At 68.5% G+C, this 17,185-nt stretch carries 20 protein-coding genes and 1 tRNA gene; 10 read left to right on the top strand and 11 right to left on the bottom strand.

Annotation, left to right across the window (positions count from 1 at the left end; all coding sequences use genetic code 11):
- The first annotated feature begins 6 nt into the window (after positions 1-6).
- Genes P6897_RS08025 through P6897_RS08000 form a run of 6 tightly spaced genes read left to right on the top strand, consistent with a single transcriptional unit; the run spans position 7 to position 5,305 of the window.
- Entirely contained in the window at positions 7-921 is a 915-nt protein-coding gene (locus P6897_RS08025; RefSeq protein WP_274177847.1) for an ABC transporter ATP-binding protein, read from the top strand.
- On the top strand, positions 918-1,730 hold the full coding sequence (locus P6897_RS08020; RefSeq protein WP_282500949.1) for an ABC transporter permease: 813 nt from the start codon (positions 918-920) through the stop codon (positions 1,728-1,730). The genes P6897_RS08025 and P6897_RS08020 overlap by 4 nt, the downstream gene beginning before the upstream one ends.
- A 10-nt stretch (positions 1,731-1,740) precedes the next feature.
- Positions 1,741-3,003: a histidine kinase gene (locus P6897_RS08015; protein ID WP_282502539.1), complete on the top strand. Its 1,263-nt coding sequence runs from the start codon at positions 1,741-1,743 to the stop codon at positions 3,001-3,003.
- Entirely contained in the window at positions 2,993-3,667 is a 675-nt protein-coding gene (locus P6897_RS08010; RefSeq protein WP_282502538.1) for a response regulator transcription factor, read from the top strand. The genes P6897_RS08015 and P6897_RS08010 overlap by 11 nt, the downstream gene beginning before the upstream one ends.
- Complete coding sequence (locus tag P6897_RS08005) at positions 3,660-4,838, top strand: mechanosensitive ion channel domain-containing protein (protein WP_282502537.1); 1,179 nt, start codon at positions 3,660-3,662, stop codon at positions 4,836-4,838. The genes P6897_RS08010 and P6897_RS08005 overlap by 8 nt, the downstream gene beginning before the upstream one ends.
- Entirely contained in the window at positions 4,835-5,305 is a 471-nt protein-coding gene (locus P6897_RS08000) for a globin (protein ID WP_114589451.1), read from the top strand. Before P6897_RS08005 ends, P6897_RS08000 begins: the two co-directional genes overlap by 4 nt.
- 1 nt (position 5,306) lies before the next feature.
- Here the strand turns inward: P6897_RS08000 and P6897_RS07995 are convergent, their stop codons facing one another.
- A complete protein-coding gene (locus tag P6897_RS07995; protein ID WP_274177844.1) occupies positions 5,307-5,981 on the bottom strand; it encodes a hypothetical protein in 675 nt (224 codons plus the stop codon).
- 44 nt (positions 5,982-6,025) lie between these two features.
- On the opposite strand from P6897_RS07995, the gene P6897_RS07990 reads away from it, so the two are divergent.
- Positions 6,026-6,949, top strand: a complete 924-nt coding sequence (locus P6897_RS07990; protein ID WP_282502572.1) for an acyl-CoA thioesterase II — start codon at positions 6,026-6,028, stop codon at positions 6,947-6,949.
- On the opposite strand, the gene P6897_RS07985 is transcribed toward P6897_RS07990, so the two are convergent.
- From P6897_RS07985 to msrA, 5 genes are all read right to left on the bottom strand, one after another.
- Positions 6,927-7,454 carry a thioesterase family protein gene (locus P6897_RS07985; protein ID WP_282502536.1) on the bottom strand — a complete coding sequence of 176 codons (528 nt, stop codon included), beginning with the start codon at positions 7,452-7,454 and terminating at the stop codon, positions 6,927-6,929. The genes P6897_RS07990 and P6897_RS07985 overlap by 23 nt on opposite strands.
- Positions 7,447-9,126, bottom strand: a complete 1,680-nt coding sequence (gene ettA, locus P6897_RS07980; RefSeq protein ID WP_114589449.1) for an energy-dependent translational throttle protein EttA — start codon at positions 9,124-9,126, stop codon at positions 7,447-7,449. Before ettA ends, P6897_RS07985 begins: the two co-directional genes overlap by 8 nt.
- Before the next feature lie 56 nt (positions 9,127-9,182).
- Positions 9,183-9,674 carry a hypothetical protein gene (locus P6897_RS07975; RefSeq protein ID WP_282502535.1) on the bottom strand — a complete coding sequence of 164 codons (492 nt, stop codon included), beginning with the start codon at positions 9,672-9,674 and terminating at the stop codon, positions 9,183-9,185.
- A 39-nt stretch (positions 9,675-9,713) separates the two neighbouring features.
- A complete protein-coding gene (gene ssb / locus P6897_RS07970; protein ID WP_282502534.1) occupies positions 9,714-10,220 on the bottom strand; it encodes a single-stranded DNA-binding protein in 507 nt (168 codons plus the stop codon).
- A 155-nt stretch (positions 10,221-10,375) separates the two neighbouring features.
- On the bottom strand, positions 10,376-10,903 hold the full coding sequence (gene msrA, locus P6897_RS07965; protein ID WP_112614640.1) for a peptide-methionine (S)-S-oxide reductase MsrA: 528 nt from the start codon (positions 10,901-10,903) through the stop codon (positions 10,376-10,378).
- Between the two features lie 116 nt (positions 10,904-11,019).
- Here msrA and P6897_RS07960 point away from each other — a divergent pair, with 116 nt between their 5' ends.
- On the top strand, positions 11,020-11,274 hold the full coding sequence (locus P6897_RS07960) for a hypothetical protein (RefSeq protein ID WP_282502533.1): 255 nt from the start codon (positions 11,020-11,022) through the stop codon (positions 11,272-11,274).
- Positions 11,275-11,304: 30 nt separating this feature from the next.
- Here the strand turns inward: P6897_RS07960 and P6897_RS07955 are convergent, their stop codons facing one another.
- Complete coding sequence (locus P6897_RS07955; RefSeq protein ID WP_282502532.1) at positions 11,305-12,714, bottom strand: PLP-dependent aminotransferase family protein; 1,410 nt, start codon at positions 12,712-12,714, stop codon at positions 11,305-11,307.
- A gap of 61 nt (positions 12,715-12,775) precedes the next feature.
- Between P6897_RS07955 and P6897_RS07950 the strand changes: the two genes are divergently transcribed.
- On the top strand, positions 12,776-13,411 hold the full coding sequence (locus P6897_RS07950; RefSeq protein WP_282502531.1) for a hypothetical protein: 636 nt from the start codon (positions 12,776-12,778) through the stop codon (positions 13,409-13,411).
- On the opposite strand, the gene P6897_RS07945 is transcribed toward P6897_RS07950, so the two are convergent.
- On the bottom strand, positions 13,392-13,607 hold the full coding sequence (locus P6897_RS07945; protein WP_282502530.1) for a methyltransferase: 216 nt from the start codon (positions 13,605-13,607) through the stop codon (positions 13,392-13,394). The genes P6897_RS07950 and P6897_RS07945 overlap by 20 nt on opposite strands.
- A 108-nt stretch (positions 13,608-13,715) precedes the next feature.
- On the opposite strand from P6897_RS07945, the gene P6897_RS07940 reads away from it, so the two are divergent.
- A tRNA-Arg gene (locus P6897_RS07940) sits at positions 13,716-13,788 on the top strand.
- Between the two features lie 13 nt (positions 13,789-13,801).
- Here P6897_RS07940 and P6897_RS07935 read toward each other — a convergent pair.
- From P6897_RS07935 to P6897_RS07925, 3 genes are all read right to left on the bottom strand, one after another.
- On the bottom strand, positions 13,802-14,506 hold the full coding sequence (locus P6897_RS07935) for a hypothetical protein (RefSeq protein WP_282502529.1): 705 nt from the start codon (positions 14,504-14,506) through the stop codon (positions 13,802-13,804).
- A gap of 66 nt (positions 14,507-14,572) precedes the next feature.
- Complete coding sequence (locus P6897_RS07930) at positions 14,573-16,240, bottom strand: extracellular solute-binding protein (RefSeq protein ID WP_282502528.1); 1,668 nt, start codon at positions 16,238-16,240, stop codon at positions 14,573-14,575.
- Between the two features lie 44 nt (positions 16,241-16,284).
- Complete coding sequence (locus tag P6897_RS07925) at positions 16,285-17,172, bottom strand: carbohydrate ABC transporter permease (RefSeq protein ID WP_269266274.1); 888 nt, start codon at positions 17,170-17,172, stop codon at positions 16,285-16,287.
- Positions 17,173-17,185: the final 13 nt, after the last annotated feature.

Below are 17,185 nucleotides of genomic sequence, written 5' to 3'. Positions count from 1 at the left end.
GGGCGCATGATCGTTGCAGAAGGCCTCACGAAGAGGTACGGAGACAAGACGGCCGTCGACGGGGTGAGCTTCACCGTGCAGTCGGGCAAGGTGACCGGCTTCCTGGGGCCCAACGGCGCCGGCAAATCCACCACGATGCGGATGATCGTCGGCCTCGACCGGCCGTCGTCCGGGCGCGTCACCATCGACGGCCGCGACTACCGCTCGCTGCGGTCACCGCTCACCGAGGTCGGCATCCTCCTCGACGCGAAGGCCGTCCACACCGGCCGCAGCGCGCGCAACCACCTGCGCGCGATGGCGGCGACCCACGGCATCCCCCGCTCCCGCGTCGATGAGGTGATCGAGATCACCGGCCTCGGCTCGGTAGCGGGCAAGCGCGCCGGCAAGTTCTCGCTCGGCATGGGGCAGCGCCTGGGCATCGCAGCCGCGCTCCTCGGCGATCCGCAGACCCTGATCCTCGATGAGCCGGTGAACGGTCTCGACCCCGAGGGCGTTCGCTGGGTCCGGCAGTTCGTCCGCGGTCAGGCGGCGCAAGGGCGGACGGTACTGCTCTCGAGCCACCTCATGAGCGAGATGGCCCTCACCGCCGACCACGTGATCGTGCTCGGCCGAGGCCGCGTGCTGGCTGATGCCGGCATCGACGATCTGGTCCGCTCGTGGACGAGCAACACTGTCGTCGTCCGCACCCCGCGGGCCGACGAACTCACCCGCCTCATCGCCGGCCCCGACGTCGCGGTGACCACGGGCGAGCCGGGACTCCTGCAGGTCGCCGGCCTGAGCGCGGCCGCGATCGGCGACACCGCAGCCGCGCACGGCATCCCGCTTCACGAGCTCACACCGCGCGTGGGATCGCTCGAAGACGCCTACCTCGCCCTCACCGAGGGGTCGGTCGAATACCAGACGAAGGGAGCGGCGCGATGACCGCCACCACCACCGTGCAGACCCCCGCGCCGGCGCGCGCCACGCCGCCGAACGCGCGACTGTCGTTCGGTCGCCTTGTCCGCAGCGAGACCATCAAGCTGCTCTCGTTGCGCTCCACCTGGTGGTCGCTGGGAGTCACGGCCGTCCTCGCGATCGGCATCTCGCTGCTCATGGCGTGGGCTTCGCAGGATTTCGGTGGCGACTTCAACCCGGTCAGCGCGATCGTCGCTCCGATGCAGTTCACGATGCTGGTGGCGGGCATCCTCGGTGCCATGGCGATCACCGGCGAATACTCGACCGGCATGATCCGATCGACCCTGACCGCCGAGCCACGACGCGGTGCCGTGCTCGTCGCGAAGGCGGTCGTGGTCGCACTGCTGCTCGCCGCCACGACGGTCGTCACCACGATCGTGTCGGTCGTCGCCTCCGCGCCGATCTTCGGCGACCGTGCCATCGACTGGGCGGACGCGGAATCGTCGGTGTTCCCCCTCGTACTCGGTGTTCTGGCGATGGCCACGTTCGCCCTGCTCGGACTCGGATGGGGCTTCATCATTCGCAACGGCGCCGGCGCGATCGCCGCCACGGTCGGCATCCTGTTCGTCATGCCGATCGTCCTGAGCCTGTTCGCCTTCGGCGGGGAATCGTGGGCGTGGATCGTCGACCTGGGCAAGTACCTGCCCGCGAGCGCAGCGCAGACGGTGACCTCGCCCGGTTCCGACGACTTCGTCACGGGCCTCATCACACTGCTCGCGTGGCCGACCGCGACGCTGCTCGGCGGCTGGGCTATCCTCCGCTCGACCGACGCGTAGGGTACGAGGAGTGTCTCCCGGAAGCCGTGGCTCATCGTCGCCCGACGATGAGCTGCGGCTTCCGCGTCCGCCCGGATTCCTCCGGCGGTTCTGGGGGCGGCACCCGGTCTTCGCCGACATCCTCACCGCGCTCATCTGCCTGGCCTTCTCGCTCGTCCCGGCGACGAGCTTCACGGATCGCATCGACGACGCGATCGGTGTCGGCCGGCTCTGGGCCACCACGGCTCCTATCGTCATGGTCGTGGTCGTGCTCGGGTGCGCCTCGCTCCTCGTGCGCAGGCGCTACCCGACGCTCGTGTTCGTCGGAGCCGTGGCGGTCGCGCTGGCTTACCTTCTTGCCCCTGCGCCGACCGGTGGGCCGATGCTCGGCATCGCGGCGTACACCCTCGCCGTCCATCGGAGTGCTCGGGCCTGCCTGATCGGTGTCGCCGTCGCGTTCGGCACCATCGCCGCGTTGGTGGCCGGCCTCGCGTTCACGGGAATGATCGGCCCGATGATCGCCTGGAACGCGCTGATCGGCGAGGGCCTGAGCGCGCTCATCGGGGCCCTCATCGGCACGAATGTCGGCAACCGGCACCGTTACGTCGCCGCTCTCATCGACCGGTCGCGCCAGCTCGTCGTCGAACGCGATCAGCAGGCGCGCCTCGCCGCGGCATCGGAACGCGACCGGATCGCCCGGGAGCTGCACGACATCGTCGCTCACTCGCTGACGGTGATGGTGGCCCTGGCCGAGGGCGTCGCCGCATCGAGCGACATCGACCGCGCCCGTCCCGGCGCCACCGCCATCGCATCGACGGGGCGCGAAGCCCTCAGCGACATGCGCGCGACCCTCGGCATCCTCCGCGAGGACGACGCCGCTCCGCTCGCCCCGCTGGCACGCGACACGACCGCGGACACGGTCGATTCCGCGCGCGCCGCCGGGTTCGACGCGACTCTGACCATCTCGGGCGACAGACCGGAGCTCAGCAGCGCGGTGCAACTCGCGATCTCGCGCATCGTGCAGGAAGGCGTCACGAACGCGATGCGCCACGCACGCGGTGCCGAACGGATCGACGTGCGGGTGGGTTACCGTCCTCACGCAGTCGAGGTCGATATCGTCGACGACGGCGAGCCGGTCGCTTCCTCGACGACGTCGTCATCGGGGTACGGCCTGCGTGGCCTCCGAGAGCGCGTGGTCCTGGCGGGCGGAGCGGTGACCGCGGGACCGGGATCGGGCCGTGGGTGGCGCGTGCACGCCGTCATCCCCCTCGAACAGGAGAATCATGACCGCTGATCCCGCTTCGCCGATCCGCGTGCTGATCGTCGACGACCAGCAGCTCATCCGCCTCGGCTTCCGGATGGTGCTGGACGCCGCTGACGGCATCGAGGTCGTCGGTGAGGCAGCCGATGGCGCGGCCGCCCTCCGCGCCGTCTCCGAGTCGTCGCCCGACGTCGTATTGATGGATGTGCGCATGCCGGTGGTCGACGGCATCGAAGCCACCACTCGCATCCGGGGCGAGCATCCGACCGTCGCCGTGCTGGTGCTCACGACGTTCGACCTCGACGAGTATGCGTTCGGGGCGCTCCGCGCCGGCGCCGGCGGCTTTCTCCTGAAGGATGCGCGACGCGATGAGCTCGTCGCTGCCGTCCGCGCCGTCGCCGCAGGCGAGGCGACGCTCGCTCCGCGGATCACCCGTCGCATGATCGAGCTCGTGACCGCGACCGGGCTGCCCGCTCCGCAGCCCGTCACCCCGGCCGTTCTGACGGCGCGGGAGGCGGATGTGCTGGCTGCCATGGCGCGAGGACTGACGAATCTGGAGATCGCCGGTGAGCTCTTCCTCAGCGAGTCCACGGTCAAGACGCACGTCGGCCGCATCCTGACGAAGCTGCCCGCGCGAGATCGCGTGCACGCCGTGCTGATCGCGCACGGGCTCGGCGAGCCCGGCCTCGATGCCTGATGGCTCTCTCGGAAATGTCGTGGTGCCGCTCGGTAAAATCGGATCGATGACCACCGTGACCACTGCCGTCCCGCTCGCCTGGGAGTTCCCCGCCGAGGAGTTCTGGAAGTTCCTCACCGAAGCGGGATGGAACATCGTCGCGGTCGCGGGCATCATCCTCGGCGCCTTCGCGCTCTCCTGGTTGATGCGCCGCCTGATCGCCCGCATCGTCGACCGGATCGTGCGCGGCGCGAAGACGCGGGCCGAGGCCGAGGACACGCGAGCGATCGACATGTCGCCGCTCGCACAGGTGCGTATCGTCCAGCGGACCCGCACACTCGGGTCGATCCTGACCAACATCGTCAACGTGACGATCGTCATCGTTGCCCTGCTGATGATCGTGGGCGTTCTCAGCCCCGACATCCTCGGGTCGTTCACCCTGCTGTCGGCCGCGATCGGCGCCGGTCTCGGTTTCGGTGCTCAGAACATCGTCAAAGACGTCCTGAACGGGATGTTCATCGTGGCCGAGGACCAGATCGGCATCGGCGACGTCGTCGACCTCGGACTCGCCACGGGCATCGTCGAGTACGTCAGCGTCCGTGTCACGCATGTCCGAGACGTCAACGGGACGCTGTGGTTCGTTCGCAACGGTGAGATCACTCGCATCGGGAACATGTCGCAGGGCTGGTCGCGCGTGATCATCGATCTCGGCGTGCCGACCGACGCCGACGTCGATGTCGTCGAGAAGACCGTGATCGAAGCCGCTAAGGATCTCGCGCGCGAACCGAAGTGGCGCAGCCGCATCATCGAGAAGCCCGAACTGTGGGGGCTCGAATCGATCAGCGGCGACGCGTTGGTGATCCGTCTCGTCGTCAAGACGCGGCCCAACGCCAAGGACGATGTCGCGCGAGCCCTCCGCGCGCGACTCAAGGATGCCGTGGACGAGCTCGGCGTCGCGCTCCCCCAGCTCAACTCCACCGTCCTCACCGGTTTCGAGGGTGCCCAGAGCATCCGAGGCGCGAACCCGCCGCGGACCAAGCCCCAGCCGGTGGCGCCGCCGCAGGTGAAGGCGCGCCCCCAGTGGCGGCCGAAGCGCGGCAAGGGGGCCTCGGCGTCGACGCAATCGCCCGACGCCCAGGAGGCGCCCGCCGGTGACGGCGACGCAACGGATCGGCAGAAGGACACCCCGTGAGCGACCAGGTCAGCTTCTACGACGAGGTCGGCGGTCACGAGACCTTCGTCCGCCTCGTCGATGTCTTCTACCGAGAGGTCGCCGCCGACGAGGTGCTGCGGCCGATGTATCCCGAGGCCGACCTGGGGCCGGCGGCGCACCGGCTCACGATGTTCCTCGAGCAGTACTGGGGTGGCCCGACCACCTACGGTGAGGAGCGCGGTCATCCTCGGCTGCGAATGCGCCACCGCCCGTTCCACGTAGATCCCGACGCTCGCGACCGGTGGCTGCGCCACATGCGCACGGCACTCGACGAGCTCGCGCTGCCCCCGCTCCATGACGCGACCCTGTGGGACTACCTCGAGCGCGCTGCGTACGCCATGGTCAACACGTTCGAGCCGGCCGGCATCGGTCCACAGGGCTCGGCACGGCGGCCGATGCTGGGCGTGCACCCCGCATCCGCCGCCGACGCCCCGGCGTCGGACTGAATCAGCGCGGCGTTCCCGTGGCGCGAACGGGAGTGAGACCCATCGCGACCGGCCCCCGTGTCAGGACGTGGCCCCGTGCGAACGACACCCGCGTCCAGACGTCGGTACGGCGGATGGTCGGGTGCTCGGCGCCCGCGATGAACCCCAGGCCGACCGCGGCGAACGCGACTCCCAGAGGAAGGCCGCCCAGATCCTCGTCGGGTGCTCCCCAGATCGACGAGCGGACGAGATGGACGACGTCATCGCCGGCGCCGGCGGGGAGTTGACGAGCGACCGCCGCGATCCCCCACTGCGCCCGGAGCGACACCTGAGCGGAGTCGAGGCTGCCGGCCTCGCGCCATCCCGAGCGCGGAGGCGACACGCCGGCCCAGGAAGCAGCGACCCCGCTGTCGGGAAGTCGCACGGCACGGTCGTCATCGCCATCGGGTGCGAGCGCAGCCGCGTCGATCGTCAGGTCGCATTCGAGCTCGGGATCGACGCGAGCCGTCCGGAGCGCAAGCACGAACGGAGTCGCGTCGGTCAGTGAACGCGGTGCCAGGGGCGCGCACGAGAGCGCTAGGACGCCGGCACGAGCGCGGAGCCGAAGGATGCCGTCGCCGTGGCGGGCTGCACGGCCCGCGAATGTCAGGACGTCACGGGCCACCTCGGGCTGCGGGAACAGGAGGCGCTCGGACATCCGTCCTAGACTACCGACCGATGCCCGCACACAGCTCAGAGCCCATGCCCGACAGCCTCACGGAAGAGACGGATCCCGTCGCCGCGATGCTCAGCGTGCTCGATCTCTCCTCCAGCGAGGCGCGGACCATGGAGGACATCTTCACCGGCAGGTCGCAGGTGATGCCCCAGGGTCGGGTCTTCGGCGGCCAGGTGCTCGCACAGGCGACGATGGCGGCGATGCGGACGGTGCCGCGCGAACGCGTGCCGCACTCGATGCACGGCTACTTCCTGCGCCCCGGCGACTCGTCGAGGAACATCACTTTCTCCGTCGATCGCATCCACGACGGGCGGTCGTTCTCGACACGGCGAACCCAGGCTTTCCAGAACGGGATGCCGATCTTCTCGATGATCGCTTCGTTCGAGGATGAGGATCCCGGCGTCGAGCACGCGGAGCCCATGCCCGACGGTCTGCCGCAGCCCGAAGACCTCCCCGCTCTGGAGGAACAGCTGAGCGGTATGCACCCGCTCAGCCGGCGGATCTTCTCCGCCAGCCCCATCGAGCTGCGCCACGTCACGGCGCCGATCTACCTGCAGCCCGACGACGACGCGACGCCTCGGCAGGCGGTGTGGGCTCGCACCCGCTCAGCCCTGCCCGACGACCCCGCGGTGCACCGGGCAGCCCTCGCGTTCCTCAGCGACCTCACGATCCAGGAGCCTGTGCTGCGAGCGCATGGGCTGGCGTGGGCGACGCCCGGCCTCAAGGTGGCGAGCCTCGACCACGCCATGTGGTGGCACCGCTTCGCGCGGGTCGATGACTGGCTGCTTTACGTGCAGGAATCGCCCAGCGCACGCGGCGGGCGCGGGCTGTCGACCGGGCGGATCTACGATCGGGCGGGCACACTCGTCGCCAGCGTCGCCCAGGAGATCATGGTCCGCGTTCCCGCGACCACGGATGCTGGTGACCCTAACGCCGATGAGCGTAGGTGATCGGCTCCCCGAGGATGGGCGCCCATGCGCGGTGCATCTCATCCGTCAGGCGGACGGGCCGACCGGTCTCGGTCGACACCATCACCACGACGGCAGTCGAGCGGGCGTAACAGGTCTGCGGGTCGTCCTCATGGGGACTGTAGACCTCGTAGCAGACGTCGATGCTCGAACCGCCGATACGGCCGATCCAGAGCTGGACGTCGAGCGGGCGCTGGCCGTACGGCACCGGAGCGAGGTACTCGATCTCCTGCCGCGCGATCAGCGTCATCGTCTCCGCCGACAGGCTCAGCGCGTCGAGGATGGCCGTGGTCGGGCCCGACATCCCTGCCTCGGGCTTCCAGAAGGCGCGCAGGCGCGCTTCTTCCAGCAGCTTGAGCATCGAGGTGTTGTTGACGTGCCCCAGAGCGTCGAGGTCGCCCCAGCGGAGATGGACGGGGATACGGACACGGGTGGCCCCGGCAGTTGTCACCACCGAGGCCACCGTGTGCGGCGTGTGCTCAGTCACGCGTCAGCTTGCGGTAGGTCGACTTGGCGGGGTTCGCGGCATCCGCGCCCAACCGCTCGATCTTGTTCGCCTCGTACGCCTCGAAGTTGCCCTCGAACCAGTACCACTGCGACGGGTTCTCCTCGGTGCCCTCGTACGCGAGGATGTGCGTCGCGATGCGGTCGAGGAACCACCGGTCGTGGGTGATGACGACCGCGCAGCCGGGGAACTCCAGCAGCGCGTTCTCGAGCGAACTGAGGGTCTCGACGTCGAGGTCGTTGGTCGGCTCGTCGAGGAGGAGGAGGTTGCCGCCCTCCTTCAGGGTGAGGGCGAGGTTCAGACGGTTCCGCTCACCACCGGAGAGCACGCCCGCCTTCTTCTGCTGGTCGGGTCCCTTGAATCCGAACTTCGACACGTAGGCCCGCGAGGGGATCTCGGTCTTGCCCACCGTGATGATGTCCAGTCCGTCGGAGACGACCTCCCAGAGGGTCTTCTCCGGATCGATGTTGCCGCGTGACTGGTCGACGTAGCTGATCTTGACGGTCTCGCCGATCTTCAGCTCTCCGCCGTCGAGCGGCTCGAGACCCACGATGGTCTTGAACAGCGTGGTCTTTCCGACGCCGTTGGGGCCGATGACACCGACGATGCCGTTGGGCGGGAGGTTGAAGCTCAGGCCGTCGATCAGCACGCGATCGCCGAACGCCTTGTGAAGCTTCTTCGCGTCGATGACGACGCTGCCCAGACGCGGGCCCGCGGGGATCTGGATCTCTTCGAAGTCAAGCTTGCGCGTGCGCTCGGCCTCTGCCGCCATCTCCTCGTAGCGGGCCAGACGGGCCTTCGACTTGGTCTGACGCCCCTTGGCAGAGCTCCGCACCCACTCGAGCTCGTCCTTCAGACGCTTCGCGAGCTTCGCGTCCTTCTTGCCCTGGATGTCGAGGCGCTCGGCCTTCTTCTGGAGGTACGTCGAATAGTTGCCCTCATAGCCGATGAGGCGACCGCGGTCGACCTCAGCGATCCACTCGGCGACGTTGTCGAGGAAGTATCGATCGTGGGTGATGGCGATGACAGCACCCTTGTAAGCCTGAAGGTGCTGCTCGAGCCAGAGCACGCTCTCGGCGTCCAGGTGGTTCGTGGGCTCGTCGAGGAGGAGCAGGTCGGGCTTCTGCAGGAGCAGACGCGCGAGGGCCACGCGGCGGCGCTCCCCACCCGACAGCGGCGCCACCGAGGCGTCGGCCGGCGGCGTGCGAAGTGCTTCCATCGCCTGGTGGAGCTGAGAGTCGAGGTCCCACCCGTCGGCCGCGTCGATCTCTTCCTGCAGCGTGCCCATCTCGGCCAGGAGCGAGTCGAAGTCGGCGTCGGGGTCGGCCATGAGCGCGGAGATCTCATTGAAGCGGTCGAGCTTCGGCTTGATCGCGACCCCGGCCTCGATGTTCTCGAGCACGGTCTTCGTGTCGTCGAGCTCCGGTTCCTGCATCAGGATGCCCACCGAGAAGCCCGGCGCGAGCCTCGCCTCACCGTTGGACGGCTGATCGAGCCCCGCCATGATCTTCAGGATCGTCGACTTACCGGCACCGTTGGGGCCGACCATTCCGATCTTGGCACCGGGAAGGAATGCCATCGTGACGTCGTCGAGGATGAGCTTCTCGCCGACGGCCTTGCGGGCGCGGACCATGGAGTAGATGTATTCGGCCATAACGTCTCGAGTCTAGTCCGGGAGGGCGCCGCGTTCGCCCGCCCGGACCCCGCGATTCACCAGTCGATGGGGCGCGTCTGGCCGATCAGGCAGCCACCGCTCGGCAGTTCGGGCAACACCGTCGCCGTGGGGGCGGGAGTCGATGGACCCACCTGTCCGACCAGGCACTCCCCCGCCCACAGGACCGAGAACTGCAAGCTGTCGACCGGGTCGTCGACGGAGGTGCGGTCGGCCGTCACCTGCATCGTCGACTTGTCGAAACCGGCTGCCACGAGCGCATCGATGTACGCCCGCCCCGCGACGCTGTCGGGCGACGCCGCCACCTGGTTCATCACCTCGGAGAACAGCGGCAGGTTGTCAGTCGCGGTGCTCTCGGGCGACAGGGGCGCCGGACCTTCCGTGGTGGTCGGTGCCGGCGTGGGCGCTGTGGATGTCGCCGGGGGCTCCTCGGGGAAGAGCATCGAGCACCCGGCGAGGGATGCGGCGAGGACGAGAGCGCCGGCCGTTCCCACGAGCGAGCGAGTGAACCGGGGACGAGGCGAGCGCATGTCTGAATTCTAGGCGGCCCCGGTCCCCGACTCGCGGCGTCAGAACGGCGTCGGCTCGACGGGGTCCCTCTCGGGCACCGGAGCGACGGCCCACTGGCCGTCGGTGGTCACGGGGTGGGCCGCGTTCTCGCCGGCGGCCTCGGTGCCATCGGCCGCCCCGCCGGGACGTGCGGGACCGGCCGCATCCGTGCGGGGGGTCCGTTGGAACGACGCGGTCCCCCACTTGAGGTCGGGACCGATCGCGTCGGCGTCGATCTCGATCTCGATGCCGCGCTTCTCGCCGGCTTCCCACTCCTTCAGCCGCAGCCGCCCGTCGACGATGACCCGCTGCCCCTTCCGCAGGGACGCGAACGCATTCTCTCCGAGCCCACGGAACACGCTGATCCGGTACCAGTTGGTGGTGCCGTCGATCCACTCGCCGGACTGGGCGTCCCGGTAGCGCTGGCTGCTCGCGAGACGGAAGCTCGTGACCGGGATGCCGGTACCCGTCCGTCGCTGCTCGGGCTCGGTGGCGATGTTGCCGATGACGGTGATGCGATCTGACATGTCTGCTCCTCAGCAGGGCACGGAAGGTGGGACGCTCCGACACCCGAGTGCCCGTCGGGTGCCGGAGCGCTTCCAGCCTCGGCCCCGGCGCCGGAACACCGAGGGCGGTTCCGCACATCGGTGCAGAACCGCCCTCGAATCGCGCTGGGGAGGAGTCAGCTGCGGGCGTACTCCGCGAAGCGCGCGCGCACCTTGTTCACCTTGGGAACGGCCACCGCGAGGCAGTATCCCTGCCCCGGGTTCTTCGCGAAGAAGTCCTGGTGGTAGTCCTCGGCCGGGTAGAACGTGTCGGCGGGTTCCATCGTCGTCACGACCCCGCCACCCCACATCTCGTCGGCGCGGTCGCGGGCCGCCGCGAAGAGCTCGCGCTGGTCTTCGTCGAGCGGGAACATGGCCGAGCGGTACTGAGTGCCGACATCGGCACCCTGGCGATTGAGCTGACGCGGGTCGTGCATCGTGAAGAACGCATCGAGGATGACGTCGGCCGGGATGACATCGGGGTCGAACGTCACCGACACCGCCTCGGCATGACCGGTCGTGCCGGTGCACACCGCCTCGTAGCTCGGGTGCGGAACGTGCCCGCCGATGTAGCCCGACACGACCTCGGACACACCGTCGAGCGCACGATAAGCGGCATCGAGGCACCAGAAGCAGCCGCCGGCGAGGATGAAGGTGGTGGTCATGGAAAGCTCCGTTCTCCCGCTTGCGCGAGGTCTCACCCTAGCCAACCACGGGCGCCGTCCGCGTGTTCCCGCGGATGTCCGAGGCCCGTTCTAGCCTCGTTCGCGAGGAGGAGATCATGACGTTGGTGCAGGCCCACACCCCACAGGCCCGGGAACAGCGGCCGGGCGGCGAGCTCATCGCTATCGGGACCGACCGCTGGCGAGTCGTCGAGGGCGATGGACACGTCAGGGGCCTCGTCGCGCGCGTCCAGACGCCCACCGGAGACCGCTTCCGCGCGCTCCGGTTCCACCCGCCGTCACGTTCCTTCCGGGCGATCGGCGAGTTCTGGCGCATCAATGAGGCGTCCGACACCCTCCGACTCTCTCGCTGACCTTCGCCCGCTCTGCCCGGCTCGCACAGCTCAGACCAGGGCGTCGAGAGGCGTGGGGCCGGCCGTCCGAGCTCCGCTCGCCAGGCGCGGCCACATCGAGGCCAGCACTTCGACGGCGCGCTCCAGTTCTGCAGGCGACGCGGTGAACGGAATCCGCAGACGGTTCTCGTGCCCGCCGTCGACCGCGAAGCGCTGTCCGCCGCTGAGATACACGTGCTCGGCACGGGCACCCAGAACGAGCGGTCCGCTGAGCGGCGCCGGAAGACCGACCCAGAGCGCCACGCCACCGCAGACCTCGGGGACGTCCCAATCCGGCAGCCTGTCGCGCAGCGCGGCTCGGACCGCGCGGTATCCCGTGGCGAGCAACTCGGCGCGTTGCGGCAGGATCTCCGGCATCCGCGGAATCAGCCTCGCCGCCACCTCCTGCTCGAACTCGGGCGTGCCGAGGTCGCGCGCCGGCCGCGCCGCATGCAGCCGCCGGATGACCTCCGGCTGGGCGCGAACCCATCCGACGCGCAGGCCGCCCCACACCGTCTTGCCGAGCGAACCGATCCGCACGACGTCGTCGTCCGGAAGGGCTGCGGGTGCCGGTGCGTCGAACGACAGTTCGGCCGTCGTCTCGTCGACGACGAGCGTGCACCCCCGCTGAGCCACCTCGCGCAGTGCATTCTGCTCCGTCGCCGTCATGGAGCGACCGGTCGGGTTCTGCAGCGTGGGCATCAGGTAGGCGAGCGTCGGTCGCGTCCGTCGCGGGGCTTCGTCCAGGCGGTCGAGGTCCCAGCCGTGCGCAGTCGTCACGGGTACGGCTACGAGCCGCGCTCCCGCGGCCCGGAGAGCCTCCGCCGCATGCGGATAGGTCGGCGTCTCGACGAGCACGCGATCGCCCCGCGCCACGAGCACCTCGGCGATGAGGTGGATGGCGCTCTGCGCGCCCGCGGTCACGAGGATCTGATCGCGCGACGTGGGAATGCCACGCGCGGTGTAGCGTTCGGCGATGGCGTCGCGCAGGCCGGTCGACCCGAGGGTGTCGTATCCGGTCCGCGAGACGAGTCGGGCCGCATCCGACGCCATCTCCGCCATCACGCCGGCCAAGCCCGGCCAGGCGCTCGGGCTCGCCTGCTGCAGGTCGATCGCCCCCGGTTCGGCGAACACCGTCCCACCCCCGCGCAACGGCTGAGCAGTGGTGACGCTGCCCGAGCCCCGCACGCTCTCGATGTGCCCGCTCGCGCGCAGGCTCGCATAGGCGCTCGCCACCGTCGTGCGGCTCAGCCCCAGCGTATGCGCCAGGGCGCGCTCGGCAGGGAGTAGGGTGCGCGCCGCGATGCGGTTGTCCAGACACAGCAGTCGGATGCCGTCCGCGAGCGCTTCATAGGCCGGCTCGCGGGTACGCCATCCTCCGAGCGACGCTTCCAGCGACCTGGCGGAGATCCGGGAGTGCATACGGCCACCATACGGTAATTGGCATCTTTTGCTACGGCCAATCCTGCAGTGCAATAGACGAGTGATACTCCGCTTCTCGCAGCTCATCGTCGGCCTCATCCTGTTCGGAGCGGGGTGCGCGGTGATGGTCGACGCGGGAATCGGTCTCGACCCCTGGACCGTCCTGGCCGAAGGAATCAGCAAGAACACCGGCATCGGGATCGGCTGGGTCGTCAGCATCACCGGGTTCCTGGTCCTGCTCCTGTGGATCCCACTCCGTCAGAAGCCCGGTGTCGGCACCGTCGCGAACATCCTCGTGGTCGGCGCCGCGATGCAGTTCACCCTCCCGCTCGTGAGCACGCCCGATCACTGGATCGCGCGGGTGGCGATGTTCATCGCGGGCACGGCGCTCGTCGGTGTCGCCTCGGGCATCTACATCGGGGCGCGATTGGGTCCGGGCCCCCGCGACGGCTTGATGACCGGAATCCATCAGCGGTGGGGCTGGCCCATCTGGGCGGGGCGGCTCGGGGTCGAGGCGACGGTGCTCGTCACGGGCTGGCTCCTGGGCGGCACGGTGGGCCTGGGCACAGTGCTCTTCGCCGTGCTCATCGGGCCCATGGTGCACGTGAGCCTGCCGGTCTTCGACGGCCGGGCACGCCGCCGACGTCACACAACACCAGCCGCGACGGTGGGCGGCCTCAGTGCTCCCGGAACCTAGGCCAGTCCGCTCCCGGCGCCATGTGCGCGTGCAGCGCGTTCTTGGCGATCTCCATCGTGGGGTACGCGCCGAGTTCGGCGTCCGCACCCGCCATCGTCACGATGTACTCGTCGCCGCGGTGGCGGATCATTCCCGCGACTCCCCCGGCGCCGTACGCCACCCACAGTGCGGTCGATCCTGTCTGCGCGTTCATCATCGAACCCCTTCCGACACCCGCAGGGTACGCCCCCGACCGCCCCGGAACCAGTGTTCCGCGGCATCCGGCCCGAAACCGGCGTCTCCGCGCGATAGCGTAGAAGCATCCGCCTCCGTAGCTCAGTGGATAGAGCAGCGGCCTTCTAATCCGTTGGTCACAGGTTCGAATCCTGTCGGGGGCACTCCAGGCGCCGCTCAGGCCTGCGGCGTGAATCTCCGCGCGGTGTCCGCCAGCAGCGGTCGAGCCATGAGCGCGAGCAGACCCGCGAACGCCCACAGGAGGAGCAGCACGACGGTCTCGCTCACCACGATCACGAGAAACACCGTCACGATCAGCAGGGACAGCACCCCCAGCGAGAACCGCCACTGGGAAGCGAGCTGCGCCGCCGCGACACGCGCTGCATCGCGCGCGCGACAGTGGAACCCGGCCGTCAGGACCACCATGTGCCCGGCCCAGACGAGGATCAGCAGCCCGAGGACGCTGTAGAGCGGGCGCAGCGTCGCCCCGCCGTCGACGCCGTCGAGGTGGACGAGATTGAAGGCGAGCAGAGCGAGAGCCACCGCCGCCGGGGCCGCCCAGCGGAGGGTCGGCACGAGCTCGCGGCCATACGCACGGAAGAAGTGCCGACCCGGCGACAGGTCGGTGCGCGGAACCATCGCCGCCGCCACCCCCGCCACGAGGGCGGGGGCGACGGGCAGCAGCGCGAGGACGAAGAGGGGGACGTTCGACGGGTCCCGGTCCAGCAGCAGCACCGCTACGACGGAGGGCAGCGACGCGAGCAGCAGCTGCGCCTCCAGGACCATCTGCCGGTAGATGAAGGCGGCACCGCGTGAGAGGGGGCCGCGGCCGACCTCATCTGCCGGGTCGCCGCGACGAATCGTGGTGGTTTCCGCATCCATTTCCTCGGCTCCTTCACTCGACGAGACGAGGCGGCCCGCCCCGGTCAGAAAGCCGGCCGCTCTCGGTCATCCCTGATTCTGCGTGCGCTCGAGCGCCGTGTTGAACGTGTCGATGAGCTGGCGCGACCCCAAGCCCTCGAGCTCGGCCACGTAAGCGTCCCAGTCGTCCTCGATGGAGCGCTGGCCCGTGATGAACGACGCGGTCGCCGCGTGGACGGCATCCGTCAGCTGCGTCTGCAGCAGAGAGGTCTGCTCGAGCTCGATCTCGTTGAGCAACGGAGCCGGGGCGGTGGGCAGCTGTTCCTTCTTCTCGAGCTGCTCAGCGGTCCACTCGGCGATCTCGTCGGTCATCATCGAGAGCACCAGCTCCTGGGACGAGCCGTTCGCGAGAAGGAAGACCCCGTTGCTGTAGCCGTAGTCGGCGTTGAGAAGCTGTGGAGCGCCGGCGTTGATCGAACTCCACGCGATATCGTCCATCAGCTTGCGAGTACCGTCGGCCTCGCGGGTGAACGTCTCGCCCTCGACACCCCACTGAGCGAACTCGAGGCCCTCGTCTGAGTAGTACAGCCAGTCGACGAATTGCAGCAGTGCCTTGAAGTACGGCTTCTCGGCCGCATCGCTCGAGATGAGGATGCCCGAGGTGAAGCGGCCACTCGGAAGCTTGTCGCCCGCCGGCCCGCCCGGGAGCGAGATCAGGCGGATCGGGACGTCGCCCTGCCCCGAGTCGGCGAACTTCTGCCGGTATTCCGCGATCGTCTGGGTGTTCCCGGAGATCGCGGCCGACTTGCCCGAGATGAACTTCTGCACAGCCTGGTCATCGCTCTGGGTGATCTCCGGGTCCAGGACGCCCGCCTCGACGAGAGCAGCAGCATCGGACACGACCTGCTTGTATCCGTCCGATGCTCCCGTGAACACGTACTCGCCGGCATCCTGGTCGTACCACGTGTTCGCGTAGCCCCAGCCCGCGGCCGTGGGGTAGTTCGGCGCCATGATGCTGAGCAGGGAGCCGAGCGGTGTCGCATCCGTCCAGCGATCCGACATCGCGTAGTCCAGCTCGGGATTCGCCTGCTTCACCCTCTCGAGCTGCTCGAGGTACTCGTCCCAGGTCGCCGGATCCTCGGTGATGCCGGCCTTCTTCCACAGATCCTCGCGGATGGCCACCGAGTACTGGACATCGGGCACCTCGCGCAAGCCGGGAAGGTGGTAGATCTTCCCGTCCTCCTGGCGACGATTCCGGAGATCGTCCTCGAGGTCCCAATCAGCGATCTTCTGCTGGAAGTTCGGCATGTAGTCGAAGTAGTCCGAGACCGGCAGAATCGCACCGCCCGAGACGAACTGCGTCTCGGATCCCGCGTACGTCGACGAGATGATGTCGGTGGCCTCGCCGCTGCCGATGAGAAGAGACTTCTTCTGATCGAAATCGGCCATCGGGATGTCCGTACGGGAGAACGTGACGTTGTGGTCCTTCTCGAGATGCTCGAAGAACGACCAGTCGTCCTTCACCGGATAGTTGGGGTGGTCCCGATACATGATCGAGAACTGGACCGGCTCGGTCGCGGCGAAGGAGACCCCGGCCTCGAAGTCCTCCATTGCGCCGACGGACTGGGCCTCTCCGATCGTGGCACCGCCGTCGCGGGCGGCATCCTCGGTCGCGGGCCCGGAGCAGGCGGACAGCGCGACCGCGACCGCAGCCAGGCCCGCGGCACCGGCGAGGGTGTGGCGAGTGATTCTCATGGTGTTTCTCCTCTGTGTGAACGTCGTCGTTCGACGTAGGGGATTCAGCCCTTCACCGACCCGAGCATCACGCCCGAGACGAAGTAGCGCTGGATGAAGGGGTACAGGCAGATGATGGGGAGCACGGTGAGCAGCATCGTGACGGCCTGGATGTTCGAAGCGACCTGAGCGGACTCGCCGCCGATCGCTTCCTGGACCCCCGTCGCCGCCGCGATGAGGTTCCGTAGGTAGACGGTCACCGGGAACAGTGACTTGTCGTCCAGGAACAGGAAGGCGTTGAACCACGAGTTCCAGATGCTCACGGCGTAGAACAGCGTCATCGTCGCGAGCACGGCCTTCGACAGCGGCAGCACGATCCGGAAGAAGATGCCGTAGGTCGTGAGCCCGTCGATCGCTGCGGCTTCTTCGAGTTCCTCCGGGAAGTTCTCGAAGAAGGACTTCATGACGAGCAGGTTGAAGACGCTCAGCGCTCCGGGTACCACGACGGCCCAGATGCTGTTGCGCCAGCCGAGGTAGTTGGCGATGAGGATGTAGTTGGGGATGAGCCCGCCGCCGAAGAACATCGTGAACACCGCGATGCCGACGAAGAAGGTCCGTCCCTTCAGATACGGCTTGCTGAGCGCGTAGGCGTACGTCGTGGTGATCGCCATCGCGATGACGGTTCCGACGATCGTGTACAGGAACGTGTTCCCGTAGTTCGTCCAGAACGTGCCGTCGTTCATGACAACGCGGAACGTGTCGATGTTGAAGCCGCGCGGGATCAGGTTCACTTCGCCGGCGGCGATGTACCCCTCCGACGAGAACGCCTTGGCGACGAGGTTGATGAACGGATAGAGCGTCACGACGCAGACGAGCACGAGCGCGACGGCGTTCACCACACGGAAGGTGCGGTAACCCGCTGACTCCTTGATGATGCCGGTCTCCCGGCGCACGCGGGCACTGTCT

Source organism: Microbacterium sp. BDGP8 (genome assembly GCF_029991045.1).
GTDB classification, from domain to species: Bacteria; Actinomycetota; Actinomycetes; order Actinomycetales; family Microbacteriaceae; genus Microbacterium; species Microbacterium plantarum.
The sequence above is the reverse complement of the archived record's forward strand: the minus strand, read 5'-3'. Positions and strand labels throughout refer to the sequence as shown.